The sequence below is a fragment of the Kineococcus radiotolerans SRS30216 = ATCC BAA-149 genome (genome assembly GCF_000017305.1).
Classification (GTDB): Bacteria; Actinomycetota; Actinomycetes; order Actinomycetales; family Kineococcaceae; genus Kineococcus; species Kineococcus radiotolerans.
The window spans coordinates 3,590,863-3,615,384 of record NC_009664.2 but is presented as its reverse complement, the minus strand read 5'-3'; the positions used below and the strand labels follow the sequence as shown (position 1 = coordinate 3,615,384).

Here is a 24,522-nt window from a genome sequence, read left to right as displayed (position 1 = left end):
AACGCTCCCTCGCGTCAGGGTCGATCGGTGGACGGGAGGACACTAGGATCCGGACAAGCGCTTGCGCAAGCGCTTGTCCCGGGTGTCACCCGATCGTGACGGTGACCCGGGCCGCGAGGGCGAGGAGGCTCCTGCTGTGGTGACGATGGCCGACGTCGCGCGACTGGCCGGGGTGAACGCCTCGACCGTCTCCCACGTCCTCAACGGGACCCGCACGGTCAGCGAACCGACGCGGGAGGCCGTCCTGTCGGCGATCACCCGCACCGGCTACCGGCAGAACACCCTCGCCCGGTCCCTGGCCCGCTCCTCCACCACCACGCTCGGCCTGGCCAGCCGCTTCGTCTCCAACCCGCACTTCGCCGACCTGGTGACCTCCATCGAGGGCAGCGCCCGCGCGGCCGGGTACACCCTCGTGCTCGCCGACACCCACGACGACCCCGTCGAGGAGCTGCGCGCCGTGCACGAGCTCGCCGACCGCCGCGTCGACGGGATCCTGCTGGCCCCCTCGGTGCACGCCGACGCCGAGGCCCTGCCCTTCCTGGCCACCCACCGGATCCCCACGGTCCTGCTCGACCGCTTCGCCGACCCCGAGGTCGACCAGGTCGCCCCGGAGAACACCGAGGCGACCGCGCTGCTGACCTCCCACCTGGCCGACCTCGGGCACCGCCGGCTGGCCTTCGTGGCCGGGCTGGCCGGGCTGAGCTCCACGTCCGAGCGCCTGGCCGGCTTCCAGCGCGTGGTGGAGGAGCGGGGCCTGAGCGGGGTCGTCCTCGACGGCGGGAGCGAGACCGACGTGGCCGAGGCCGCCGTGCGGGAGGCCTTCGCCGGGGCGCAGCGCCCCACCGGCGTCGTCGTGGGCAACAACTCCATGACCGTCGGGACCCTGCGCGCGCTGCGCGCGCTGGGCCTGCGCTCCCCCCGCGACGTCGCCCTGGTCTGCTACGACGACCCCGAGTGGGCCGACCTCGTCGAACCCGGCCTCACCGCCATCCACCAGGACGTCCCCGCCATGGCCACCCGCGCGGTCACGATGATCCTCGAGCGCCTCGCGGGCACCGCGCCCGAGACCTCCCGCCGCGAGCGGATCCCCCCGACGTTCCGCCACCGCGGCTCCTGCGGCTGCCCCTGAGCCGGCGACGCTCCTGAACCGCGGGTCAGGCGCTCGCGGCCGGGCGCGCGGGCCGGGCCAGCGGGAAGACCAGCAGGCCCACCAGCAGGCCCCAGAACGCGCTGCCCACCCCGGCGAAGGACACCCCCGAGGCGACGACGACGAAGGTGAGGGCCGCCGTCACCCGCTGCCCGGCGTCGTCGAGGGCGGAGACGAGCCCGCCGACGAAGGAGTCGAGCAGGGCGAGGCCGGCGACGGCCTCGACCAGCACGGGGTCGGTGCTGCCCACCAGCCCGGCGATGGGCGCGGCCAGCAGCCCCAGGACGAGGTACCCCGCTCCCCCGGCCACGGCCGCGATCCACCGCCGGGAGGGGTCCTTCCCGGCCCCCGGGCCGGCGATGATCCCGGCCGCCAGCGCGGACAGGTTCACCGCGTGCCCGCCGAAGACCGCCGCGGCCCCGCTGCCCAGACCGGCCCCCACGAGCACCCGCCCGGTGGGGACCCGGCGGTGGCCGAGGGTCTCCAGGATCGTGAAGCCCGGGATGTTCTGCCCCGCCATGGTGACCACGTACAGCGGCACGCCCAGCGAGACCACGACCGACGGGTCGAGCTCGGGCGCCACCGGCACCAGCCGCGGCACCCACTCCAGCGTGGCCGTCCCCGGCAGGGCCGCCGCCGTGAAGGCCAGCGCGACGAGCATGGCCGCGGGCACGGCGAACGCCCGGCGCACCCGGCGCAGGACCAGCCAGACCGCCGCGACGGCCAGCCCGGCGACGGGGTCGGCGCGCACGGCCGAGACCGGGGCCAGGCACAGCGGGAGCAGGACCCCCGCCAGCAGGGCCCCCGCGACGGGGGTGGGGACCCGGCGCACGAGGCGGGCGAGCGCCGGCCAGGCCCCGGTCACGACCACGAGCAGGGCCGACAGCAGGAACGCCCCCACGGCCGCCCCCAGGGACCCCGCGCGGCCCTCGGCGGCCACCAGCAGCGCCGCCCCCGGGGTCGACCAGACGAAGGACAGCGGCAGGCGCGTCCACCGGGACAGCACCACCGCCAGCGCGCACTGCACCAGGCACAGGGCGAGCAGCCCCGAGGCGGCCTGGGCGGGGGTCGCGCCCACGGCGGCGAGGCCGGCGAGCACCAGGACGAAGGACGACGCGAACCCCGTGACGGCGGCGACGGCCCCGGCGGCGAGCGGCTGGGTCAGGGGCGGGCGCGGCACGCGGGCCACCCTAGGCCGGGACCCGGAGGGGCCCCGGCCGTCGGGCGGGTCTCAGGCGCCGACGAGGCGCGCGCCCAGCCAGCTGGTGACCTGGGTGAGGCCGACGCGCTCCTGCGCCATGGTGTCGCGCTCGCGGATGGTCACCGCCTCGTCCTCGAGGGTGTCGAAGTCGACGGTGATGCAGTACGGCGTGCCGACCTCGTCGTGGCGGCGGTAGCGGCGCCCGATGGCCCCGGCGTCGTCGAACTCCACGTTCCAGTTCCGGCGCAGCTCCGCGGCGAGGTCGCGGGCCTTGGGCGAGAGCTGCTCGTTGCGGGACAACGGGAACACCGCGGCCTTGACCGGGGCCAGGCGGTGGTCCAGGCGCAGCACCGTGCGCTTGTCGACCCCGCCCTTGGTGTTGGGGGCCTCGTCCTCGGTGTAGGCGTCGACGAGGAACGCCATGAGCGAGCGGGTCAGGCCCGCGGCGGGCTCGATGACGTAGGGGATCCAGCGCTCGCCCTTGGTCTGGTCGAAGTAGGAGAGGTCGACGCCGGACTCGCGCGAGTGGGTGGAGAGGTCGTAGTCGGTGCGGTTGGCGATGCCCTCCAGCTCGCCCCACTCCGAACCCTGGAACCCGAACCGGTACTCGATGTCGACGGTCCGCTTGGAGTAGTGCGACAGCTTCTCCTGCGGGTGCTCGAAGAACCGCAGGTTGCCGGCGTCGATGCCGAGGCCGGTGTACCAGGACATCCGCTCGTCGAGCCAGTACTGGTGCCACTGCTCGTCGGTGCCGGGCTCGACGAAGAACTCCATCTCCATCTGCTCGAACTCGCGGGTCCGGAAGATGAAGTTGCCCGGGGTGATCTCGTTGCGGAAGCTCTTGCCGATCTGGCCGATGCCGAACGGCGGCTTCTTGCGGGCCGAGCCCATGACGTTGGCGAAGTTCACGAAGATGCCCTGGGCGGTCTCGGGGCGCAGGTAGTGCAGCCCCTCCTCGTTGTCGACCGCGCCGAGGTAGGTCTTCATGAGCCCGGAGAAGTCGCGGGGCTCGGTCCACTGCCCGCGCACGCCGGTCTCGGGGTCGGGCACGTCGGCCAGGCCGTTGACCGGGGGGTGGCCGTGCTTGGCCTCGTAGGCCTCCAGCAGGTGGTCGGCGCGGTAGCGCTTGTGGGTCTGCAGCGACTCCACGAGGGGGTCGCTGAAGACCTCGACGTGACCGGAGGCCTCCCACACCCGGCGGGGCAGGATGACCGAGGAGTCCAGGCCCACGACGTCGTCGCGGGAGGAGACCATCTGCCGCCACCACTGGCGCTTGATGTTCTCCTTCAGCTCCACCCCGAGCGGTCCGTAGTCCCAGGCCGAGCGGGTGCCGCCGTAGATCTCGCCCGAGGGGAAGACGAACCCCCGGCGCTTGGCGAGGTTGATGACGGCGTCGAGGCGGGGGGTGGGCGAGGCCACGCGGAGTCTCCTGTCCGGCTGGGTGTCGGCGGTCTGAGCCCCGCTCCGGGGGAGCGGCGGCGTCGGTGCAGAGGTTACGCGCTGAGCGGACCCGGGGCGCCGCCGCCCGACTCCGCTCGGCCCCGCGCCGGTGAGCCCGTAGGGTGACCTGACCCGCCTGCCGAGAACGGCTCGCAGGTCGATCGGAAGGAGACGAGCCCATCGTGTCGACCCCGGCCCGCCGGTCCACGAAGCAGCGTTCGGCCGTCTCCGCGGTCCTCGACGAGGCCGACGCCTTCCTCTCCGCCCAGGACCTGCACGCCACGCTGCGCGCGCGCGGCGAGAACGTCGGCCTGGCCACCGTCTACCGCGCCCTGCAGGTCCTCGCCGAGGACGGCGACGTCGACGTGCTGCGCACCGACGACGGCGGGGAGGCCGTCTACCGCCGCTGCAGCACCGGCCACCACCACCACCTCGTCTGCCGCCGCTGCGGCAAGACCGTCGAGGTCGAGGGTCCGGCCGTGGAGGCCTGGGCCAAGCGCGTGGGCGCCGACCACGGGTTCAGCGCGGTGCAGCACGTCGTGGAGGTCTTCGGCGTCTGCGCGCAGTGCACCGAGCTGGCCGGGGACGCCGAGCCGGCCGGGGACCCGGTCCCGGAGCCCGCCGGGGAGGGCGCGACGCGGCCCACCGGGCCCCGGGTGCCGGGCACGAGCGGTGACGACCGGTAACGTCACAGGCCGACCACCGACTTCGAGAACCACAGGAGAGACCGTGAACCGCTCCGAGCTCGTCACCGCCGTCGCCCAGCGCGCCGGCCTGACGCAGACCGACACCGACGCCGTCATCAACGCCCTCGGCGACGTGCTCGTCGAGGCCGTCGCCAAGGGCGAGGCCGTGAAGCTGCCCGGCCTGATGACCGTCGAGCGCGTCGAGCGCGCCGCCCGCACGGGACGCAACCCGCGCACCGGCGAGACCATGGAGATCGCCGCCTCCTACGGCGCGAAGCTGACCGCCGGCTCCAAGCTGAAGGCCGCCGCCAACGGCAGCTGACCGGCCCCGCCGGCCGGGCCCGACGCCCGCCGCGCCTCCCCCGGTTTCGTCCCTGGCGGCGGACGCGCAAGACTGCCCCCCGCCGCCCCGCCCGGGCGGTGGACGGTCAGTCGGACGTGCACCCGGAGTCAGCGTCGACCCGAGCACAGCAGGGAGGCGAGGCGAGGCGATGAGCACGAGCACGAGCACGAGCGGCGGCACCGGCGGGAGCACCGGGGGGACCCGGGCCGCGGTCCCTGAGCAGCCACGCGCGTCGCAGGACGTGTTGACCGTGGACGGCGTCTCCTCCGACGAGGGCCACGCGGCCCTGCGGGCGTCGGTGCGCCGCCTCGGCGAGCTGCTGGGCGCCTCCCTGACCCGCCACGAGGGCGCCGAGCTCCTCGACCTCGTGGAGCGGGTGCGGGCCCTGGCCCGCGAGGCCGACGACGGCGCGGAGCTGGCGCGGCTGCTGTCCGGGGTCGACGACCGGACCGCGATCGTCCTGGCGCGGGCCTTCACCGCCTACTTCCAGCTCGCCAACGCCTCCGAGCAGCTGCACCGCGGCCTGGAGCTGTCCAAGCAGCCCGGCGGCGGCCTGAGCGCCACCCTGGGCCGGGTCCGCGAGGCCCTGGAGTCCGGCGACCTCGACCGCGACACCGCCCAGCAGATCCTCGGCCGGCTGCAGCTGCGCCCGGTCTTCACCGCCCACCCCACCGAGTCCAGCCGGCGCTCGATCCTGGACCTGCTGCTGCGGATCACCGGCATCGTGGAGGCCTCCGAGGACCCCGCCCAGCGCGCCACCGACGCCGAGCGCGGCCAGCGCCGCCTCGCCGAGCTCGTCGACCTGCTGTGGCAGACCGACGAGCTGCGCGTGCTGCGCCCCCGTCCCGCCGACGAGGCCCGCTCGGCCCTGCACTACCTGCGCAACCTCACCTCCACCGTCCTGCCCGACCTGCTGGAGGACCTCGCCGTCGGCCTCGACGAGCTCGGCCTCGACCTGCCCGTCGACGCGCAGCCGCTGCGCTTCGGCAGCTGGGTCGGCGGCGACCGCGACGGCAACCCCAACGTCACCCCCGAGGTGACGATGGAGGTCCTGGGCCTGCAGCACGACGCGGCGCTGGACGTGCTGACCGCGGTGACCCGCGACCTGCTGACCGAGCTGGCCGCCTCCACCCAGGTCGTGGGGTTCTCCCCGGAGCTGCTGGCCTCCCTGGCCGCCGACGCGGAGGCCCTGCCGGAGGTGCACGCCGCCCGCGTCCACCTCAACGGCGAGGAGCCCTACCGCTTCAAGCTGTCCTACGTCCTGGCCCGCCTGGAGGGCACCCGCACCCGGCTGCACACCGGGGCCGAGCACGTCCCGGGCCGCGACTACGCCGGGGTCGGCGAGTTCACCGCCGACCTCCTGCTCATCCAGGACTCGCTGCGGCGCAACGACGGCCAGATGGTCGCCGACGGGGCCGTGGCCCGCGCCCTGCGGGTCGTGCGGGCCGTCGGCTTCGGGCTGGCGACCCTGGACGTGCGCGAGCACGCGGGCCGGCACCACGAGGCCCTAGCCGCGATCTACGACCGCCTCGGGGAGCTCATCACCCCCTACGCCGCCCTCGACCGCAGCGCCCGCACCAAGCTGCTGTCCAAGGAGATGACGGGGCACCGCCCGCTCATCGGCGCCGCGGTGCGCACCCTCACCGGGACGCCCGCGCAGGTCGTGCAGCTGTTCACCACCATCCGCACCGCCCTGGACCGCTTCGGCGAGGAGACCATCGAGACCTACATCGTCTCCATGACCCAGGGCATCGACGACCTGTTCGCCGTGGTCGTCCTGGCCCGCGAGGTCGGCCTGGTCGACCTCGCCGAGACCCCGGGTGCGAACGACGTGGCGCGCATCGGGTTCGCGCCGCTGTTCGAGACGGTCACCGAGCTCGAGGCGGCCGAGGAGCTGCTCGAGGGCCTGCTCTCCGACCCCTCCTACCGCCGCGTCGTGGCGGCCCGCGGGGACGTGCAGGAGATCATGCTCGGCTACTCCGACTCCTCCAAGGACGCCGGGATCGCGGCCTCGCGCTGGCAGATCCACCGCGCCCAGCGCGCGCTGCGCGACGTCGCCGCCCGGCACGGGGTGACGCTGCGCCTCTTCCACGGCCGCGGCGGCTCCGTCGGGCGCGGCGGCGGCCCGACCGGCGAGGCCATCCTGGCCCAGCCCTACGGGACCCTCGACGGGCCGATCAAGGTCACCGAGCAGGGCGAGGTCATCTCCGACAAGTACGTCCAGCCCCGGCTGGCCCGGCACAACCTCGAGGTCGCGCTGTCCGCGGCCCTGGAGGCCTCCACGCTGCACCGCACGTCGCTGCAGCCGGGCGAGGTGCTCGACGGCTGGGACACCACGATGGGCCTGGTCGCGGCCAAGGGCCAGGAGGCCTACCGCGCGCTCGTCGGCGACCCGGGCCTGGTGCCCTTCTTCCTGGCCGCCACACCGGTCGAGGAGCTCGGGAACCTCAACATCGGGTCCCGCCCCTCCCGCCGCCCCGGCGGCACGGGCGGGCTGGAGGACCTGCGGGCCATCCCGTGGGTGTTCGGCTGGACCCAGAGCCGGATCAACGTCCCCGGCTGGTTCGGGGTCGGCTCGGGTCTGCGGGCCGCGCGCGAGGCCGGCCGCGGCGAGGACCTGCGGGCGATGTTCGCGGGCTGGAGCTTCTTCCGCAGCTTCGTCTCCAACGTCCAGATGACGCTGGCCAAGACCGACCTCGGCATCGCCGCGCACTACGTCGAGGAGCTCGTCGCCCCCGACCAGCGCGGGGCCTTCGACGTGATCCGCGCCGAGCACGCCCGGACGCTGGAGGAGGTCCTGCTGCTCACCGAGCAGGACGAGCTCCTGCAGTCCGCGCCGGTCCTGCGCCGCACCCTGGAACTGCGCGACGCCTACCTGGCTCCCCTGCACGCGCTGCAGGTCTCGCTGCTGGGCCGGGCCCGCGCCAGCGGCGACGCGGTGGACCCGGCGCTGCGCCGGGCGCTGCTGCTGACCATCAACGGCATCGCCGCCGGGATGCGCAACACCGGCTGATCCCCCGCGGTGCGTCGGCCCCGCGGGTCCCGTCCGGGACCCGCGGGGCCGACGTGCCCGGTCAGGCGGTGGGCTTGTCCGCGGCCCCGCCGTAGCGGCGGTCGCGTTCGGCGTAGGTCTCGATCGCGGCCCACAGCGTGCGCCGGTCCACGTCGGGCCACAGCGTGTCCGAGAACACCATCTCGGCGTAGGCGGCCTGCCAGGGCAGGAAGCCGGAGGTCCGCTGCTCGCCGGAGGAGCGCCAGAACAGGTCCACGTCGGGCATGTCGGGTTCGTCGAGGTAGCGCGCCACGGTCCGCTCGTCGACCCGGGCCGGGTTCAGCGTGCCGGCGGCGACGTCGAGGGCGATGGCGCGGGCGGCGTCGGCGAGCTCGGCCCGCCCGCCGTAGTTCACGCACATCGTCAACGTGCAGACGGTGTTGTCCTTCGTCAGCTCCTCGGCCGCCTCGAGCTCGTCGATGACGCTGCGCCACAACCGGGGACGCCGCCCGGCCCAGCGGACGCGGACCCCCCAGGAGTTCATCTCGTCGCGCCGGCGGCGGATCACGTCGCGGTTGAACCCCATGAGGAAGCGGACCTCGTCGGGGCTGCGCTTCCAGTTCTCCGTGGAGAACGCCCACGCCGAGACGTGGGTGACGCCGACCTCGATGGCCCCGGCGACGACGTCGAGCAGCGACGCCTCGCCCCTCTTGTGCCCCTCCACGCGCGGCAGACCGCGCTGGTTGGCCCACCGGCCGTTGCCGTCCATGACGATCGCCACGTGCCGGGGCACGAGCTCGGCCGGCAGCTGCGGGGGCCGGGCGCCGGAGGGGTGCGGGGGCGGGGCCACCACCGCGCGCGGTGCGGCGGTGCGGCGGGCGGGACGGCGGGCTGGACCTGGCACGGCCCCAGGGTGCCAGGTGGGACCATGGGGCGGTGCATCCCCTCACACCCTCCCCCAGGACCGCTCTGGTCCGCCACGGCGAGACCGACTGGAACCGCGACGGCCGGCTGCAGGGACGCACCGACATCCCCCTCAACGACACCGGCCGCGCGCAGGCGCTGGCCCTGGCCGGGACGTTCGCCGGGCAGGGCTGGGCCGCGATCACGTCCTCGCCGCTGTCGCGGGCGCGGGAGACCGCGCGGATCGTGGCCGCCCACCTGGGCCTGGACCTGCTGCCGGCCGAGGAGGACCTGGTCGAGCGCGACTTCGGCGTGGCCGAGGGCGGGGACCGCGAGGAGCTCGGCGTCCGCTTCCCCACCGGCGAGCGCCCCGGCCAGGAGCCGTGGGCGGACCTCGTCGCGCGCGGGGCGGGCGCGGTGCGCCGCCTGCGCGCCGAGCACGGGGACCTCCCCCTCCTCGTCGTCGCCCACGGCACGTTCATCCGCGCCACCGTCGACGGCCTCACCGGGGTGGAGCTGCCGCGGCTGGCGAACGCGACCGCCGTCCTGCTCGAGGGCTCCGGCGGGGACTGGCGGCTGGCCCGGCAGCCTCAGGAGGCCTGACCCCGGGGGCCGTTCACCGGGCCAGCGGCACCGGCGGCTCGTGCGGTTCGCGCTCGACGTGGCGCAGGGAGCGGATGCCGTGCTCGAGGTGCCACTGCAGGAACGCAGCGACGAGGCCGCTGCCCTCGCGGCGGCAGCGGTCCTCGACGGCGTCGGCGAGGGCCCACTCCCCGCTGAGCAGGGCGGCGAGCAGCTCCAGGGTCGCCGGGTCCGGGGCGGCGGAACCGGGGGGCCGGCAGGAGGGGCAGACGGCCCCGCCGGCGGAGACGTTGAACGCGGCGTGCGGGCCGGCCTCCCCGCAGCGGGCGCAGTCCCCGAAGCTGGCCGCGTACCCCGCCACCGCCAGCGAGCGCAGCAGGTAGGCGTCGAGGACGAGGGAGGCGTCGTGCTCGCGGCGCGAGAGGCTCCGCAGCGCCCCCACGAGCAGCAGGTACTGCTGGGTGGCGGTCTCGCGCTCGACCTCGGTGAAGCGCTCGGCGGTCTCCAGCAGCGCGTGCCCGACGGTGTAGAGGCCGTAGTCGGCGACCAGCACCTGCCCGTAGGGGGCGAGGACGTCGGCCTGGGTGACGGTGTCCAGGGAGCGCCCGCGGTGCAGCTGCACGTCGACGCAGGTGAAGGGCTCCAGGCGGGCGCCGAAGCGCGAGGAGGTGCGCCGCACCCCCTTGGCCACGGCGCGGACGCGGCCGTGGTGGCGGGTCAGCAGGGAGACGATGCGGTCGGCCTCGCCGAGCTTGGCGGTGCGCAGGACCACGGCCTCGTCGCGGTAGCTCTTCGCCCCGCCGATGCTCGATCCCCGCGTTCCCCGCGATCCCGTCCCCGACACCGGGCCACTGTAGGCGGCGGGTCGGACACGGACGGCGGACGCGGCGGTGCGGGCGCGGCGCCTCAGGCCACGACGAGGCGGTCGCGCCCGGCGCGCTTGGCCGCCTCGCGCGCCGCGTCGGCCGCGGCGAGCGCCTCGGCGGCCGAGGCGGGCCCGGCGAGCCCGACGGAGGCGGTGACGCGCAGGCCGAGGGAGATCTCCAGCCAGGGTTCCTTGCGGACGACCTCGAGCAACCGTTCCGCCGTCGCGGTGGCCTCGCGCGTCGCGGGCACCAGCACCACGAACTCGTCGCCCCCGTAGCGGACGACGACGTCGTCGTCGGAGACGTTGCGCTGCAGGAGGTCGGCGATGCGCTGGAGGACGGCGTCGCCGGTGTCCCGGCCGTGCTCCTCGTTGACGGCGCGGAAGCGGTCGACGTCGAGCAGGACGGCGCTGAAGCGCTGGTCGGGGCGTTCGAGGACCTGCTGGAGCCGGCGCCGGTTGCCCAGGCCCGTCATGGGGTCGACGAGGGCGGCGCGGCCGATGCGTTCGTGCTGCTCGGCCATCTCGCGCTGCTGGATGCGGTCCTGCAGCGCCTCGAAGCGGCTCTCCCGGTCCTCCCACAGCCGCGACAGCGAGATCTGGGCGAGGAGCTCGAGGGCGTCGGCGGCCTCGTTGCGCCCGTCGTGCTGGACGGCGTTGCGGGCCCGGACGGCGAGCGCGGTGAGGCCCCAGACGTCGAGCTGGGTCGAGGAGGACACCCGCTGGACGGCGGCGAGGAGGTCGGCGGCCTCGGTGCGGTGGCCGGCGTCGGAGCTGGCCATGGCCAGCGCGATGCGGGCGATCTGGGTCTCGGCGAGCTCCTCGCGCAGCCGGAACGCGGCCATCGCCGGTCGCAGCCGGCCCTCGGCCAGCGCGGTGTCGCCGGTGCGCATGAGGACGAACGCCTCGATGGCCTCGGCCCGGGCGTGCATCTCGGGGTAGTCGACCTCCAGGGCCAGGGCCCGCATGAGGGCGGCCCGGGACAGGGCGGTGGCGTAGTGCGGCCAGGCGTCGGCCCCGCGGCCGGCGACCTCGAGCATCGCGCCCCAGGAGACCTGCAGGACGGCGGCCTCCTGGGCGACGTTGAGCCGCACCCGGGCGGGCGGGAAGGTCAGGGCGAGCATCTGGACCATGAGCTCGTCGGCGGGTTCGAACAGGGCGAGGGCGTTGAGCGCCAGCGCCACCGACATGGTCGCCGAGAGGTGGTCGTAGGTGCGGATGGGCTGGCCGGTGACGATGAGCTGGCCCTCGGCGAGGTGGTCCATGGCCAGGGCGGTCATGCCGAGGTCGACGCGGGACTCGGCGAGCAGGGCGAGGGCCTTGGCCCGCCAGACCGGTTCGGCGCCGGTGCCGAGGCGGCGCAGCAGGTGCCCGGCCTCCTCGCTGGCCTCGGCGGCGCGGCCGAGCTGGTGGAGGGCGACCCCGCAGACGAACTGGAGGTAGCGGGCGGTGCGCTCGTCGCCGGCGAGCTCGCAGAGGTGCAGGCCCTCGCGGCAGGCCTGGATGGCGCGTTCGCCGTACCCGTCGAGGTAGAGGCGGTGCGCGGTCTCCGCCAGGGCGTCCAGGGGCCCGAACGGGCTCACGACGTCGAGCTCGCTGCCCATCGTGCCCTCCGCCCGTCCCCGTCCTTCGATCACCGATCGTGACAGATCCTAACCGTCGGCGAGTCGCGGGGGGTGGGAACGTCCCGGGTGCGCGTTCAACCACCCCGGGCCGGCGCACGCCCGGGACCGGCAGCGGTCCCGGGCGCGCGCCGGTTCAGCGCAGGGCGCGGTTCACGGCCGAGACGATCGCCTTCAGGGAGGCGGTGGTGATGTTGTGGTCGATGCCCACGCCCCACAGCACGCGCCCGGCGACGGCGCACTCGACGTAGGCCGCGGCCTGCGCGTCGCCGCCGGCGGACAGCGCGTGCTCGGCGTAGTCCAGGACCCGGACGTCGACGCCCCGGCTGCCCAGCGCGGCGCAGAACGCCGCGATCGGGCCGTTGCCCGTCCCCCGCACGGTGTTCTCGGCCCCGTCGTCGTGGAGGTCCACCTCCAGGGTGTCCGCCCCGTCCACCACGCTCACCGAGCGGGTGCCGCGCAGCGCGAACCGGCCCCACTCCGGGGTGCCGGAGCCCGAGGGCAGGTACTCGTCGGAGAACACGTCGAAGATCTGCGCCGCGGACACCTCCCCGCCCTGGGCGTCGGTGCGTTCCTGGATGACGCGGCTGAACTCGATCTGCAGCCGGCGCGGCAGGTCGAGCTGGTGCTCGGCCTTCAGCAGGTAGGCGACCCCGCCCTTGCCGGACTGGGAGTTCACCCGGATCACGGCCTCGTAGGAACGGCCCACGTCCCTGGGGTCGATCGGCAGGTACGGCACCGCCCACGGGATCTCGTCGACGGTCTTCCCGGCGGCGGCGGCGTCGCGCTCCATCGCCTCCAGGCCCTTCTTGATGGCGTCCTGGTGGGAGCCGGAGAAGGCGGTGAAGACGAGGTCCCCGCCGTAGGGGACGCGCTCGCCGACGGGCAGCTGGTTGCAGTGCTCGACGGTGCGCCGGATGTGGTCGATGTCGGAGAAGTCGATCTGCGGGTCGATGCCCTGGCTGAACAGGTTCATCCCCAGGGTGACCAGGTCGACGTTGCCGGTGCGCTCGCCGTTGCCGAACAGGCAGCCCTCGATGCGGTCCGCCCCGGCCAGGTAGCCCAGCTCGGCCGCGGCGACCCCGGTCCCGCGGTCGTTGTGCGGGTGCAGGGAGATGATGACGTTCTCGCGCTGGTCCAGGTGGCGCGACATCCACTCGATGGAGTCGGCGTACACGTTCGGGGTCGCCATCTCGACGGTGGCGGGCAGGTTGACGATGACCTGGCGCTCGGGGGTCGGCTCGAAGACCGCGACCACCGCGTTGCAGATGCGGGCGGCGAACTCCAGCTCGGTGCCCGTGTAGGACTCCGGGGAGTACTCGTAGTAGACCGTCGTGCCCGGGATCGTCTCCTCGAACTTCCGGCACAGCCGCGCCCCCTGCAGGGCCAGGTCGACGATGCCGTCCTCGTCCATGCCGAAGACCACGCGCCGCTGCAGCACGGAGGTGGAGTTGTAGAGGTGGACGATCGCCTGCTTCGCCCCGCGCAGCGACTCGTAGGTGCGCTCGATGAGGTGCTCGCGGGCCTGGGTCAGGACCTGGATGCGCACGTCGTCGGGGATGAGGTCGTTCTCGATCAGGGTGCGGACGAAGTCGAAGTCCGTCTGGCTGGCCGAGGGGAACCCGACCTCGATGTCCTTGTAGCCCATCTGCACGAGCAGGGTGAACATCCGCAGCTTGCGCTCGGAGTTCATCGGGTCGATGAGGGCCTGGTTGCCGTCGCGCAGGTCGACCGCGCACCAGCGCGGGGCCTTCGTGATCGTCCTCGTCGGCCAGGTGCGGTCGGGCAGCTCGACCCGGATCTGGTCCTGGAAGGGGGTGTACTTGCCGAACGGCATCGGCGACGGCGTCTGGGTGTTCTGCACTTCGTTCTCCTCGTTCGCGGTCTTCAGCGGCTGGTGCGGCGGCCGGCGCGCACGACGAGGTCCCGCGACGGGGAGACCGGCCTAGCTGGCCCCGCCGCGGCGACGAAGGAGGAGGTTCTCCAGACGGGCCACGGCCCCACCGTACCCCCAACCCCCCGGCCCGGGCACCCGGCGGCTCCTCCCTCCCCGCCCCGGACTACGGCAGGCCGTTGCCGTTCCGGCGGACGGTCGCCGTCTCCACCGTCCCGGCCTGCTCGACCTCCAGCAGTTCCAGCAGCTGCGGGGCGGGGGAACTGCCCGCGGAGGTGACGACGGAGACGACCCACTCCGGGGTGCCGGGCGGCATCGGCACGACCGCGAGCCGGGCGGCCTGGGGCTTGGCGGCGACGTGGCGGGGCACGATGGCGATCCCGAGGCCCCGTCCCACGAGGTCGAGCAGGGCGTGGACGTCGCCGACGCTGAACCGCACCCGCCGGTGCACCCCGTGGGCGGCGCAGGCCGCGTCGGTGATCGGCCGCACGCCCCAGGAGGGCACAAAGTCGATGAACGGGTGGGCCGCCAGCTCCGCCCACGGCGCGTGCGGGCGCCCGGCCAGCGGGTGCTCGGGCGGGGTCAGCAGGACCAGCGGCTCGCGGCCGAGCTCGCTGGCGGGCAGGGCACCGAGGTGCTCGGTGGTCGCCACGAACACCAGGTCGAGCTCCCCCTCGCGCAACCGGCCCAGCAGGTCGTGGGACCCGGCCTGCTCGAAGTGGATCTCGACCTGCGGGAAGCGCCGGTGGAAGCGCTCCAGCAGCGTGGAGACGTCGACGACGCCCAGGCACTGCTCGGCCCCCACCCGCAGGGTGCCGGACAACCGGCGGGTGGCCTGCACGACGGCGTCGCGCGCCGCGGTGGCCTGGGCGAGCAGGGTGCGGGCGAAGGGCAGCAGGGCCAGGCCGGCGTCGGTCGGCTCCACCCGCCGGGGGCTGCGGTCGAACAGGGTGGCGCCCAGCTCGTCCTCCAGGGTGCGGATCGCCGCCGAGAGCCCCGACTGCGACACCCCGCTCAGCGCCGCGGCCCGGGTGAACTGCCGCTCGTCGGCCAGGGCGACGACGTACTGCATCTGACGGAGGTCCATCCAGAAACTGTACTTCTGCCGACGAGAAGAATCAGGTGTTGGACTTCTGCGGAGGCCGTTCCTAGGCTCCGACGCGTGAAGCAGCGCAGCCTCGGGCGCCCCGGCGCCCCCACCACCCGACAGGTCTCCGCGATCGGGCTCGGCGCCATGCCGCTGTCCATCGAGGGCCGCCCCGACACCGACCGCGCGATCGCCACGATCCACGCCGCGCTCGAGGCCGGCGTCACCCTCATCGACACCGCCGACGCCTACCACCGCGACGCCGACGAGGTCGGCCACAACGAGTCCCTCATCGCCCGCGCCCTGCGCGAGTTCGGCTCCCCCACCGACGACGTCGTCGTCGCCACCAAGGGCGGGCACCTGCGCCCCGGCGACGGGTCCTGGACCAAGAACGGCGACCCCGCGCACCTCAAGGAGGCCGCGAAAGCCTCCGCGCGGCGCCTGGGCGTGGAGGCCATCGGCCTCTACCAGTTCCACCGCCCCGACCCCGACGTCCCCTACGCCGACTCCATCGGCGCGCTCGTCGAGCTCCTCGACGAGGGCGTCATCGTGCGCGCGGGCATCTCCAACGCCGACGTCGCGCAGATCAACGAGGCCGACCGCCTCCTCGGCGGGCGCCTGACCTCGGTGCAGAACCAGTTCTCCCCCGCCTTCCGCTCCAGCCTGGGCGAGCTGGAGCACTGCGCCTCGCTCGGGGTCTCCTTCCTGCCCTGGTCGCCGCTGGGCGGGATCTCCAACGCCGCCGACCTCGGGTCGAACCACGCCGCGTTCGCGGAGGTGGCCGCCGCGCACGGGGTCAGCCCGCAGCAGGTGACCCTGGCCTGGGAGCTCGCGCTGGCCGACGTGGTCGTCCCCATCCCCGGCTCCTCCCGGCCCGCCAGCATCCAGGACTCGCTCGCGGCCGCCGAGCTCGAGCTCACCGCCGACGAGATCGCCCGCCTCTCCGAAGGAGCCCGACCGTGAAGACCTTCCCCCTCGGTGGATCCGACCTCCAGGTCCCCAACGTCGTCCTCGGCCTCATGCGCATCGCCGACATGGAGGACGAGGCGATCCGCACCCTCGTCGCCGCCGGGCGCGAGGCGGGCATCACGATGCTCGACCACGCCGACGTCTACGGCGGCTCGATGCACCGCTGCGAGGAGCGCTTCGCGCAGGCGGTGACCCTCAGCTCCTCCGAGCGCGAGGCCACGATCATCCAGACCAAGGCCGGCATCGTCCCCGACGGCCCCTACTTCGACTTCTCCCACGAGCGCATCACCTCCTCGGTGGAGGGTTCGCTGAAGGCGCTGGGCACCGACTACCTCGACGTCCTGCTGCTGCACCGCCCCGACGCCCTCGTGGAGCCCGAGGAGGTCGCGCGGGCGTTCGACGAGCTGCACGCGGCGGGCAAGGTCCGCCACTTCGGCGTCTCCAACCAGACGCCGGGCCAGATGGAGCTGCTGCGCAAGCACGTGCGGCAGCCGCTGGTCGCCAACCAGCTCCAGCTCTCCATCACCCACGCCCCGCTCATCGCGCAGGGCGTCGCGGCGAACATGCAGGGCCTGGACCAGTCGGTCTCCCGCGACTACGGCACGCTGGACTACTGCCGCCTGCACGACATCACCGTGCAGGCCTGGTCGCCGTTCCAGGCCGGGTTCTTCGACGGGGTGTTCCTCGACGACGACCGCTACCCCGAGCTGAACGTCGTCCTCGACCGCCTCGCCGCGCAGTACGACGTGCCGAAGCTGGCGATCGCCACCGCGTGGATCACCCGCCACCCGGCGAACATCCAGGTCGTCCTCGGCACCACCAACCCCGAGCGGGTGCGCGCCGCCGCCCGGGGTTCGGACCTGCCGCTGACTCGCGCGGAGTGGTACGAGCTGTTCCGCGCCGCGGGCTACCGGGTCCCCTGACCCGACCGCCCCTCCCGCGCCCCCGTCCACCCGCCCACCGCCCCCGACCCCCCGGGGGGCGGCGGGCGGGTGCCCGGGTGGTGCCGCACCGATCCCGCCGACCACCACCCGAGGAGACACCGTGGACCACACCCACCTGGGCTCGACCGGCCTCACCGTGAGCCGGATCGTCCTCGGCTGCATGAGCTTCGGCGACGGCAGCGAGCAGCAGACCTGGACCCTCGACGCCGAGGGCGCCGAACCGGTCTTCCGCGCGGCCGTCGAGCTGGGCGTCACGTTCTGGGACACCGCCAACGTCTACGGCCGCGGCAGCTCCGAGCGCGTCACCGGCGAGGCGATCCGGAAGTACACCCGCCGCGAGGACGTCGTCCTGGCCACCAAGGTGTTCGGGGAGATGGGCCCCGGCCCCGGGCAGTCCGGCCTCTCGCGCCGGGCGGTCCTGGAGCAGGTCGACGCGTCCCTCCAGCGCCTCGGGACCGACTGGATCGACCTCTACCAGATCCACCGCTTCGACCCCACCACCCCGGTGGAGGAGACGATGGAGGCCCTGCACGACGTCGTGAAGGCCGGCAAGGTCCGCTACCTCGGCGCCTCGAGCATGTGGGCCTGGCAGTTCGCGAAGCTGCAGACCGCCGCCGACCTCGGGGGGTGGACGCGCTTCGTGTCCATGCAGAACCAGTACAGCCTCGCCCAGCGCGAGGACGAGCGGGAGATGTTCCCCCTCCTGGCCGACCAGGGCGTCGGGTCCATCCCCTGGGGACCGCTGCAGGCGGGGAAGATGGCCCGCCCCTGGAACGAGCAGAACACCGCCCGCGCCGGTGACGAGCCGGAGACCGACCCCAAGGGCAACCCCGTCCGCCTCGACAGCGACAAGGGCATCGTCGACGCCATCGAGCGGATCGCCGGCGAGCGGGGCGTGTCGATGGCGCAGGTCGCCCTCGCGTGGGTGCTGCGCAACCCCGTCGTCGACGCCCCCATCGTGGGCGCGACGAAGGTGCACCACCTCCACGACGCCGTCGCGGCCCTCGACCTCGAACTCACCGCCGAGGAGGTCGCCGCGCTGGAGGAGCACTACGTGCCGCGGCAGCCGACGTTCTTCTGAGCCGCCCCCGGGACGACCGGCCCGCCGCCCCCGTCGCGGGACGCCGCGCGGGCCCCTGCCGTCACAGGGTCAGCGATCCCCCGATCGGCAGCTGCACCGCGCCGGGCACCCCGAGGCGGGCGGCCTCGGCGACGAAGCGGCGGCCGGGTTCGACGAACCGGTCGCCCATCGTGCGGGACAGCCCGATCGGGTGCAGCGTCCCCCAGTGCACCGGCACCGAGGTCCCCGGCCGGACCCGCGCGACGAGTTCCGCGGCCTGCCGGGGATCGAGGTGGTGCGGGCCGAGGGTGTGCCCCCAGCCCCCCACCGGGACGAGGGCCACGTCGGGGGCGCGGCCCCCGGCGGTGAGCACCGCGTCGGCGCCGGCGAACTCACCCGTGTCCCCGACCGCCCACACCAGCAGGTCGCCGGGCTCGCGCCCGGGGAACGCCCCCGGCACCCGGACGAGGTGCTCCACGGCCGGGCAGTCCTCCGGCGCCCGCGAGAGCCGGGCGAAGGTGCGGCGGCCGGTGTGGTGGGCGGGCAGCGCGCTCACCCGCACCGGCCCCGAGGCGGTGGCGAGCTCGGAGGTCTCCCCGACGGCGACCTCCACCACGCGGGTGGTGGGGACCCGCAGCTTCCACCGCACCCAGTCCGAGGCCCCGGGCGGGGTGACCAGCACCGCCGGGCGCAGCCGCCGCAGCGACGGCAGGTCCAGGTGGTCGTGGTGCAGGTGGGAGACGAGCGCGACGTCGCAGCCGGCCGTGTCCGCCGGTTCCGGGGTCCGCGTCCGGCGCCGCAGGTGCGCCAGCCCCGGCCGCAGCACCGGGTCGGTGACGATCCGCAGACCCCCCGCCGCCCGCACGACGTCCACCGTGACCGTCGAGTGACCCAGCCACCGCACGGACGCGCTCACAGCCCCACCTCCTCCATCCACCGCACCAGCTGCTCGTGGATCGTCGTCGCCCCCACCAGCGGGGCCTCCCCCGGCACCGACCGGTCGCGCAGGTCCTCGGCGACCTTCCACTCCGCCGGGTGCACCAGCACCGCCTCGTTCTGCCAGCCCCCCAGCCCGCCGTGGGAGCCGACCTGCTCCTCGAAGGCGTGCACCTCCCCCGTCACCGGGTCCAGCGTCGAGTGCACGAGCAGGGCCGGCGCGGTGCGGAACCGCATGAGGCGCAGCAGGTCCCCGGCCGCCCGCGGCCCGAACGGGGTCAGCGGGTCGACCCCGCTGACCCGCCCCGACACCAGGTGGTGCTCCCCCTCGGGGCCCACGGCCACGACCTCCTCCCCGCGCCGCCCGACGACGAAGCCGATCCCGCGGGTCCCCACCAGCCCCGGGACCAGGGCCGGCCAGCGGCGGTCGAACTCCGCGAGGTCGATCCGCCCGCCGGGGGCCTCCGGCACCGACAGCAGGGCCGTGCAGCCGGCGGTGGCGACGACGACGGAGTCCGCACCGCTCGCGGTCTCCTCCTCGTGCCGGGCGCTGACCCGCTCCGCCCGCGTGGGGGTCGCGAAGTCGCGGGCCAGCACCTCGACGCGCCCGCGCACCTCCCCCACCGCGGCGGTCGTCACGACCGGGTGGGTGGGCAGCTCCCGGTCCAGCAGCTCGAAGACCAGCTCCTGCAGCGGCCGGCCCGCCACCTGCTCGAACGTCGGTCCCTGGGCCTGGCCGTGGTCGGAGACCACGACGACGCGGTAGTCGCGCGGGGAGGCCGCGGCCACGTCGGCCAGGGTCTGCAGCACCCGGTCCACCCCCGCCAGCGCGTCCAGCGACTCCGCCCGGGCCACCCCGGCGTGGTGGGCGACCTCGTCGTAGTCGAGGAAGTCGACGAAGACGACCGGGCGGCCCTGGGAGAGCTCCTGGGCCACGAGCGCGACGTTGAGGTCGCGCAGCAGGGCGTTGGTCAGCGCCCGCAGCAGCACGTACCAGCCGCGCCGGGGGATGCGGGGCTCCACGCGGCGGACCCGCTGGTGCCAGCCCTGGTAGACCTCCTTCACGACCTCCCCGAGGGTGAGCAGGACGCTGCGCAGCAGCACGAAGGGGCGCGCGACGTAGCGCAGGTAGGGGCGCCCCGACCCGCCCACCCGGGAGGTGGAGACCACCAGGTGGGCGTGGGAGGCCTCCCCGGAGAAGACGTTGCCGATGCTGGCCCCGTCCCGCGCCAGCAGGCCCGTCCGCCCCGCGGCGTGCGCGGCGGCGCGCACCCGCTCCTCCATGACGGCCGCGTCGGCCGGCCGGTTCGCCACCAGCACCCGCCGCAGCTCGGGGTCCCACCAGCGGAAGGCGGGGATGTCCTCGGTGCTGCCGTGCAGGAACCCGGCCTGGCTGGCGGGGGTGGTGGAGGGCAGCCGCACCCGCCACCCCTCGGCGTGGTGGCTGCCCTCGCGCAGCCAGCGCGCGATCGTCGTCAGCGTCCCCGAGTGCAGGCCGAACTGCAGCAGCGGCATGGACAGCCCGTCGACCTGCACGACGAGCAGACCCGGTTCGCGCACCGCCCCCGGCGGGCGCGGGCGGTGGCGCAGCAGCTCGCGCACCACCCACCGGCTGTCGTTGGACCCCACGACCCAGCGGGCGACGACGGCGACCAGACCGGTCCAGAGGTAGACCTGCCACAGCGCGTTGAGGGACCTCAGGTCCAGGCCGGGCACCGCCGTCAGCGCCGTGTGCAGCAGCAGCAGCTGCACGGCCACCCCGACGACGACCGTCGGCAGCGGCCCGATGAGGGCGACCAGCGGGCCCAGCACGAGCCGGACCAGCAGGTCCCCCACCGCCAGCACCGCGGCCGAGGCCAGCAGCCAGAACGGGGAGTCCACCCGGACCCCGGTGACCAGGTGCGCGCTGATCCACAGGGCGAACGCCGTCGGCAGCAGCGAGACCAGCAGGTCCCGGGTGTCGCGGGCGGTGAACGCGAACCAGGAACGCACCGGCGGAGCTCAGAACCCGAGGCGCTGCAACTGCTTGGGGTCGCGCTGCCAGTCCTTGGCCACCTTGACCCGCAGGTCCAGGTGCACCCGGGTGCCCAGCAGGGCCTCGACGGAGCGGCGCGCGCGGGTCCCGACGTCCTTCAAACGGGCCCCGCCCTTGCCGATGACGATGCCCTTCTGGGAGTCGCGCTCGACGTAGAGCCACACGAACACCTGCAGGACGCCGTTCTCGCCCTCGGTCATCTCCTCCACGACGACGGCCAGGGAGTGCGGCAGCTCGTCGCGCACCCCCTCCAGGGCCGCCTCGCGGACCAGCTCGGCGACCATCACGGCCTCCGGCTCGTCGGTCAGCTCCCCGTCGGGGTAGAGCCGCGGGCCCACCGGCAGGTGCGAGAGCAGGACGTCGGCGACGGTGTCGACCTGCTCGCCGGTCTTGGCCGAGGCGGGGACGACGTCGGCGAACCCGCCGAGGACCTGCTCCCCGAGCGCGGTCAGGGCCAGGAGCTGCTCGGCCACCTGCTGCTTGGAGGCCTTGTCGGTCTTGGTGACCAGGCCGATCTTCGTCGAGCGCGGGATCTTGCCGAGGGCCTCGGCGATGAACCGGTCGCCGGGGCCGATCTTCTCGTCCGCGGGGACGCAGAGGGCGACGATGTCGACCTCGGCGAGGGTCTCGTGGACCCGGTCGTTCAGCCGCTGGCCCAGCAGCGTGCGGGGGCGGTGCAGGCCGGGGGTGTCGACGAGGACGAGCTGGGCGTCGGGGCGGTGCACGACGCCGCGCACGGTGTGGCGGGTGGTCTGCGGGCGGGAGGAGGTGATGGCGACCTTCTGCCCCACGAGGGCGTTGGTCAGCGTCGACTTGCCCGCGTTGGGGCGCCCCACGAGGCAGGCGAAGCCGGAGCGGTGGGGCGCGGGGGTCCCGGGGGTGGTCTCAGTCATGCTGGTGCCCTCCGGCGTGGTCGTCGACGAGTTCGGGTTCGTGCTCGGGCAGCCGGTGCACGAGCACCGTGCGCACCTGGTTGCGCCGCCCGACGCGGGCGTCGGCCTCCAGCCGCAGCCCGTGGACCTCGGCCACGGCGCCGGGGACGAGGACCTCCCCGAGGGTCTTGGCGAGCAGGCCGCCGACGGTGTCGACGTCCTCGTCCTCGATCTCCTTCTCGAACAGCTCCCCGAGGTCCTCCACGTGCAGGCGGCTGGAGACGCGGAAACCGCCGTCGGGCAGCGGTTCCACGTCGGGTGCGGCGCGGTCGTACTCGTCGGCGATGTCGCCGACGATCTCCTCGATGACGTCCTCGATGGTCACCAGCCCGGCGGTGCCGCCGTACTCGTCGACCACGATCGCGACGTGGGTGGTGTCGCGCTGCATCTGCCGCAGCAGCTCGTCCACCGGCAGGCTGTCGGGGACGAAGACCGTCTGGCGGGCCACGGTCTCGACGCGCTCGGCGCGCGCGGCGACGGGGTCGGTGTGGAAGCGGCGCGCGACGTCCTTGAGGTAGACGATGCCCAGCACCTCGTCGGCGTCCTCGCCGATGACCGGCATCCGGGAGAAGCCCGAGCGCAGCAGCAGCGCCTCGACCTCGTGCAGCCCGGCCCCGCGGCGGGCGGAGACGACGTCGGTGCGCGGCACCATGACCTCGCGGACCAGGGTGTCACCCAGCTCGAAGACGGAGTTGATCATCCGGCGCTCGCCGGCCTCGATGACCGAGGTCTCCCCGGCCAGCTCCACGATCTCGCGCAGCTCGGCCTCGGAGCCGAAGGGGCCCTGGCGCATCCCGCGACCGGGGGTGACGGCGTTGCCCACGGCGACCAGGGCGCGCGCCAGCGGACCCAGGACGGTCGTGAGCGGGCCGAGGACGGGGGCCGCGCGCCGGGCGACGGTCTCGGCGTGCAGGCGCCCCAGGGTGCGGGGGCCCACGCCGACGAGGACGAAGTCCAGCGCGGACATCCCCAGCCCGGCGAGCAGCAGGACCAGCCACCAGGAGTCGACCCAGCTGGCGACCACGACGGCCACGCACACGGCGGCGAGGGTCTCGAAGACGACGCGCAGCAGGGTGGCGACGGTGAGGACCGACGTGGCCGACCCCAGCACGCGGTCCAGCTCGGCGGCCCCGCGGCGGCCGTCGGCCTCCAGCTCCCGGGCCCGGCGGCGGGAGGTGCCCGCGATGGCGGACTCGGCCGCGGCGACCAGGCCGGCGGCCACGACCAGGACGAGGGCCAGCAGCAGCAGCGGGACGGCGGGTGCACCCACCGCTCAGTCCCCCGCGGGCAGGGCGCGGTGCCCGACGGTGGGCGTCGGGTCCCCCGGGCGGCCGATGCGGGCCAGGAACCCCAGGACGAGGCGGCGCTGCAGCGTGAACATCTCGCGCTCCTCGTCGGGCTCGGCGTGGTCGTAGCCGAGCAGGTGCAGGATGCCGTGGGCGACCAGCAGCAGGACCTCGTCGGCCGTGGCGTGCCCGGACGCCTTCGCCTGCTCCGCGGCGACCTGCGGGCAGACCACGACGTCGCCGAGCAGACCCGGCTCGGAGGTGCGGCCCTCGCGGCCCGGGCGCAGCTGGTCCATCGGGAAGGACATGACGTCGGTGGGACCCGGCTCGTCCATCCACTGCACGTGCAGGCGGGCCATGGCCTCGACGTCGACCATGAGGACCGACAGCTCCGCCAGCGGGTGCACCCGCATCTCGTCCAGCACGTAGCGGGCCAGGTGCGAGACCTCGACGGTGTCGACGCCCCGTCCCTGCGCGAAGGAGCTCTCGTCGACGACCTCGATGCTCATCGGAGGCTCACCGCGTCCGGCCGTGCTGGCCGCCCCGGGCCGGGCGGGCGACCTCCCAGCGGTCGTAGGCCTCGACGATCTCCCCCACCAGGCGGTGCCGCACGACGTCGCTGGAGGTGAGGCGGGAGAAGTGCACGTCCTCGACGTCCTGGAGGATGTCCTGGACCACGCGCAGGCCCGACTCGGTGCCGCTGGGCAGGTCGACCTGGGTGACGTCGCCGGTGACGACGATCTTCGAGCCGAAGCCGAGGCGGGTCAGGAACATCTTCATCTGCTCGGCGGAGGTGTTCTGCGCCTCGTCGAGGATGATGAACGCGTCGTTGAGGGTCCGCCCGCGCATGTACGCCAGCGGCGCGACCTCGATGGTGCCCGCGGCCATCAGCCGCGGGATGGAGTCCGGGTCGAGCATGTCGTGCAGCGCGTCGTAGAGCGGGCGCAGGTAGGGGTCGATCTTGTCGGTGAGGGTCCCGGGCAGGAACCCCAGCCGCTCCCCCGCCTCCACGGCCGGGCGGGTCAGGACGATGCGGTTGACCTGCTTGGCCTGCAGCGCCTGGACGGCCTTGGCCATCGCCAGGTACGTCTTGCCCGTCCCGGCGGGGCCGATGCCGAACACGACGGTGTTCTCGTCGATGGCGTCGACGTAGTGCTTCTGGTTCACCGTCTTCGGCCGGATGGTGCGACCCCGGCTGGAGAGGATGTTGAGGGTGAGGACGTCGGCGGGGCGGTCCTCGCCGGTGCCGGCGGCCTGGGCGCGCAGCATCGACACCGAGCGCTCGACGGCGTCGGGCGAGAGGGGCTGGCCCGCGCGCAGGACGGCGGTCATCTGGTCCACGAGGCGTTCCAGGAGGGCCACCTCCCCCGCCGCGCCGGTGACGGTGATCTCGTTGCCGCGCACGAGGACGTCGACCTGGGGGAAGGCCCGTTCGAGGACGCGGAGCAGTTCGTCGCGCGCCCCGAGCAGGGAGACCATCGCCACCTCGGGCGGCACGACGATGACGTGCCGGGTCGACGCCGCCGGCTGGACCGTGGGTTCGGGGGTGCTGTCGGTGCTGGCCATGATCGCCCCGTGGGGCCGTTCGCCTCCGTGCT

At 74.5% G+C, this 24,522-nt stretch carries 21 protein-coding genes; 8 read left to right on the top strand and 13 right to left on the bottom strand.

What is annotated here, in order from left to right; translation table 11 throughout:
- Positions 1-145: 145 nt before the first annotated feature.
- Complete coding sequence (locus KRAD_RS17135; RefSeq protein WP_238985850.1) at positions 146-1,129, top strand: LacI family DNA-binding transcriptional regulator; 984 nt, start codon at positions 146-148, stop codon at positions 1,127-1,129.
- A gap of 25 nt (positions 1,130-1,154) precedes the next feature.
- Here KRAD_RS17135 and KRAD_RS17130 read toward each other — a convergent pair whose 3' ends face one another.
- Together KRAD_RS17130 and KRAD_RS17125 are read right to left on the bottom strand one after the other, a co-directional pair.
- Complete coding sequence (locus KRAD_RS17130; RefSeq protein ID WP_203417592.1) at positions 1,155-2,327, bottom strand: benzoate/H(+) symporter BenE family transporter; 1,173 nt, start codon at positions 2,325-2,327, stop codon at positions 1,155-1,157.
- Positions 2,328-2,378: 51 nt separating this feature from the next.
- Positions 2,379-3,767 carry a glycine--tRNA ligase gene (locus KRAD_RS17125; RefSeq protein WP_012086908.1) on the bottom strand — a complete coding sequence of 463 codons (1,389 nt, stop codon included), beginning with the start codon at positions 3,765-3,767 and terminating at the stop codon, positions 2,379-2,381.
- Positions 3,768-3,970: 203 nt separating this feature from the next.
- On the opposite strand from KRAD_RS17125, the gene KRAD_RS17120 reads away from it, so the two are divergent.
- The 3 genes from KRAD_RS17120 (at position 3,971) to ppc (ending at position 7,830) form a co-directional block, all read left to right on the top strand.
- On the top strand, positions 3,971-4,474 hold the full coding sequence (locus KRAD_RS17120; protein ID WP_012086907.1) for a Fur family transcriptional regulator: 504 nt from the start codon (positions 3,971-3,973) through the stop codon (positions 4,472-4,474).
- A gap of 43 nt (positions 4,475-4,517) precedes the next feature.
- Positions 4,518-4,796 carry an HU family DNA-binding protein gene (locus KRAD_RS17115; protein ID WP_012086906.1) on the top strand — a complete coding sequence of 93 codons (279 nt, stop codon included), beginning with the start codon at positions 4,518-4,520 and terminating at the stop codon, positions 4,794-4,796.
- Positions 4,797-4,965: 169 nt separating this feature from the next.
- Positions 4,966-7,830, top strand: a complete 2,865-nt coding sequence (gene ppc / locus KRAD_RS17110; RefSeq protein ID WP_012086905.1) for a phosphoenolpyruvate carboxylase — start codon at positions 4,966-4,968, stop codon at positions 7,828-7,830.
- Between the two features lie 61 nt (positions 7,831-7,891).
- On the opposite strand, the gene KRAD_RS17105 is transcribed toward ppc, so the two are convergent.
- Complete coding sequence (locus KRAD_RS17105; protein WP_012086904.1) at positions 7,892-8,662, bottom strand: isoprenyl transferase; 771 nt, start codon at positions 8,660-8,662, stop codon at positions 7,892-7,894.
- Positions 8,663-8,745: 83 nt separating this feature from the next.
- Between KRAD_RS17105 and KRAD_RS17100 the strand changes: the two genes are divergently transcribed.
- Complete coding sequence (locus KRAD_RS17100; protein WP_012086903.1) at positions 8,746-9,315, top strand: histidine phosphatase family protein; 570 nt, start codon at positions 8,746-8,748, stop codon at positions 9,313-9,315.
- Positions 9,316-9,328: 13 nt separating this feature from the next.
- Here KRAD_RS17100 and recO read toward each other — a convergent pair whose 3' ends face one another.
- The 4 genes from recO to KRAD_RS17080 all read right to left on the bottom strand — a co-directional run bounded on the left by recO (position 9,329) and on the right by KRAD_RS17080 (position 14,762).
- A complete protein-coding gene (recO, locus tag KRAD_RS17095) occupies positions 9,329-10,138 on the bottom strand; it encodes a DNA repair protein RecO (protein ID WP_012086902.1) in 810 nt (269 codons plus the stop codon).
- Between the two features lie 62 nt (positions 10,139-10,200).
- Positions 10,201-11,796 (bottom strand): GGDEF domain-containing protein, encoded by a 1,596-nt coding sequence (locus KRAD_RS17090; protein WP_157873634.1) that lies wholly within the window; start codon positions 11,794-11,796, stop codon positions 10,201-10,203.
- A 121-nt stretch (positions 11,797-11,917) separates the two neighbouring features.
- Complete coding sequence (gene leuA, locus KRAD_RS17085; protein ID WP_012086900.1) at positions 11,918-13,645, bottom strand: 2-isopropylmalate synthase; 1,728 nt, start codon at positions 13,643-13,645, stop codon at positions 11,918-11,920.
- Between the two features lie 196 nt (positions 13,646-13,841).
- On the bottom strand, positions 13,842-14,762 hold the full coding sequence (locus tag KRAD_RS17080) for a LysR family transcriptional regulator (protein WP_012086899.1): 921 nt from the start codon (positions 14,760-14,762) through the stop codon (positions 13,842-13,844).
- A 75-nt stretch (positions 14,763-14,837) separates the two neighbouring features.
- Here KRAD_RS17080 and KRAD_RS17075 point away from each other — a divergent pair, with 75 nt between their 5' ends.
- From KRAD_RS17075 to KRAD_RS17065, 3 genes are all read left to right on the top strand, one after another.
- On the top strand, positions 14,838-15,725 hold the full coding sequence (locus KRAD_RS17075) for an aldo/keto reductase (protein ID WP_012086898.1): 888 nt from the start codon (positions 14,838-14,840) through the stop codon (positions 15,723-15,725).
- The gene (locus KRAD_RS17070; RefSeq protein ID WP_012086897.1) at positions 15,722-16,654 is read left to right on the top strand and encodes an aldo/keto reductase; all 933 of its coding nucleotides are present in this window, start codon (positions 15,722-15,724) and stop codon (positions 16,652-16,654) included. Before KRAD_RS17075 ends, KRAD_RS17070 begins: the two co-directional genes overlap by 4 nt.
- A gap of 121 nt (positions 16,655-16,775) precedes the next feature.
- Positions 16,776-17,756 carry an aldo/keto reductase gene (locus KRAD_RS17065; RefSeq protein WP_012086896.1) on the top strand — a complete coding sequence of 327 codons (981 nt, stop codon included), beginning with the start codon at positions 16,776-16,778 and terminating at the stop codon, positions 17,754-17,756.
- A 61-nt stretch (positions 17,757-17,817) separates the two neighbouring features.
- Here KRAD_RS17065 and KRAD_RS26130 read toward each other — a convergent pair whose 3' ends face one another.
- Genes KRAD_RS26130 through KRAD_RS17035 form a run of 6 tightly spaced genes read right to left on the bottom strand, consistent with a single transcriptional unit; the run spans position 17,818 to position 24,490 of the window.
- A complete protein-coding gene (locus tag KRAD_RS26130) occupies positions 17,818-18,651 on the bottom strand; it encodes an MBL fold metallo-hydrolase (RefSeq protein ID WP_012086895.1) in 834 nt (277 codons plus the stop codon).
- A complete protein-coding gene (locus tag KRAD_RS17055; protein WP_012086894.1) occupies positions 18,648-20,663 on the bottom strand; it encodes a phage holin family protein in 2,016 nt (671 codons plus the stop codon). Before KRAD_RS17055 ends, KRAD_RS26130 begins: the two co-directional genes overlap by 4 nt.
- Positions 20,664-20,672: 9 nt before the next feature.
- A complete protein-coding gene (era, locus tag KRAD_RS17050; protein ID WP_012086893.1) occupies positions 20,673-21,599 on the bottom strand; it encodes a GTPase Era in 927 nt (308 codons plus the stop codon).
- Positions 21,592-22,908, bottom strand: a complete 1,317-nt coding sequence (locus KRAD_RS17045) for a hemolysin family protein (RefSeq protein ID WP_012086892.1) — start codon at positions 22,906-22,908, stop codon at positions 21,592-21,594. The genes era and KRAD_RS17045 overlap by 8 nt, the downstream gene beginning before the upstream one ends.
- A gap of 3 nt (positions 22,909-22,911) precedes the next feature.
- Positions 22,912-23,433, bottom strand: coding sequence for an rRNA maturation RNase YbeY (gene ybeY, locus KRAD_RS17040; RefSeq protein WP_012086891.1), 522 nt, complete (start codon positions 23,431-23,433; stop codon positions 22,912-22,914).
- A gap of 7 nt (positions 23,434-23,440) precedes the next feature.
- Positions 23,441-24,490 carry a PhoH family protein gene (locus KRAD_RS17035; RefSeq protein ID WP_049821260.1) on the bottom strand — a complete coding sequence of 350 codons (1,050 nt, stop codon included), beginning with the start codon at positions 24,488-24,490 and terminating at the stop codon, positions 23,441-23,443.
- Positions 24,491-24,522 lie beyond the last annotated feature (32 nt).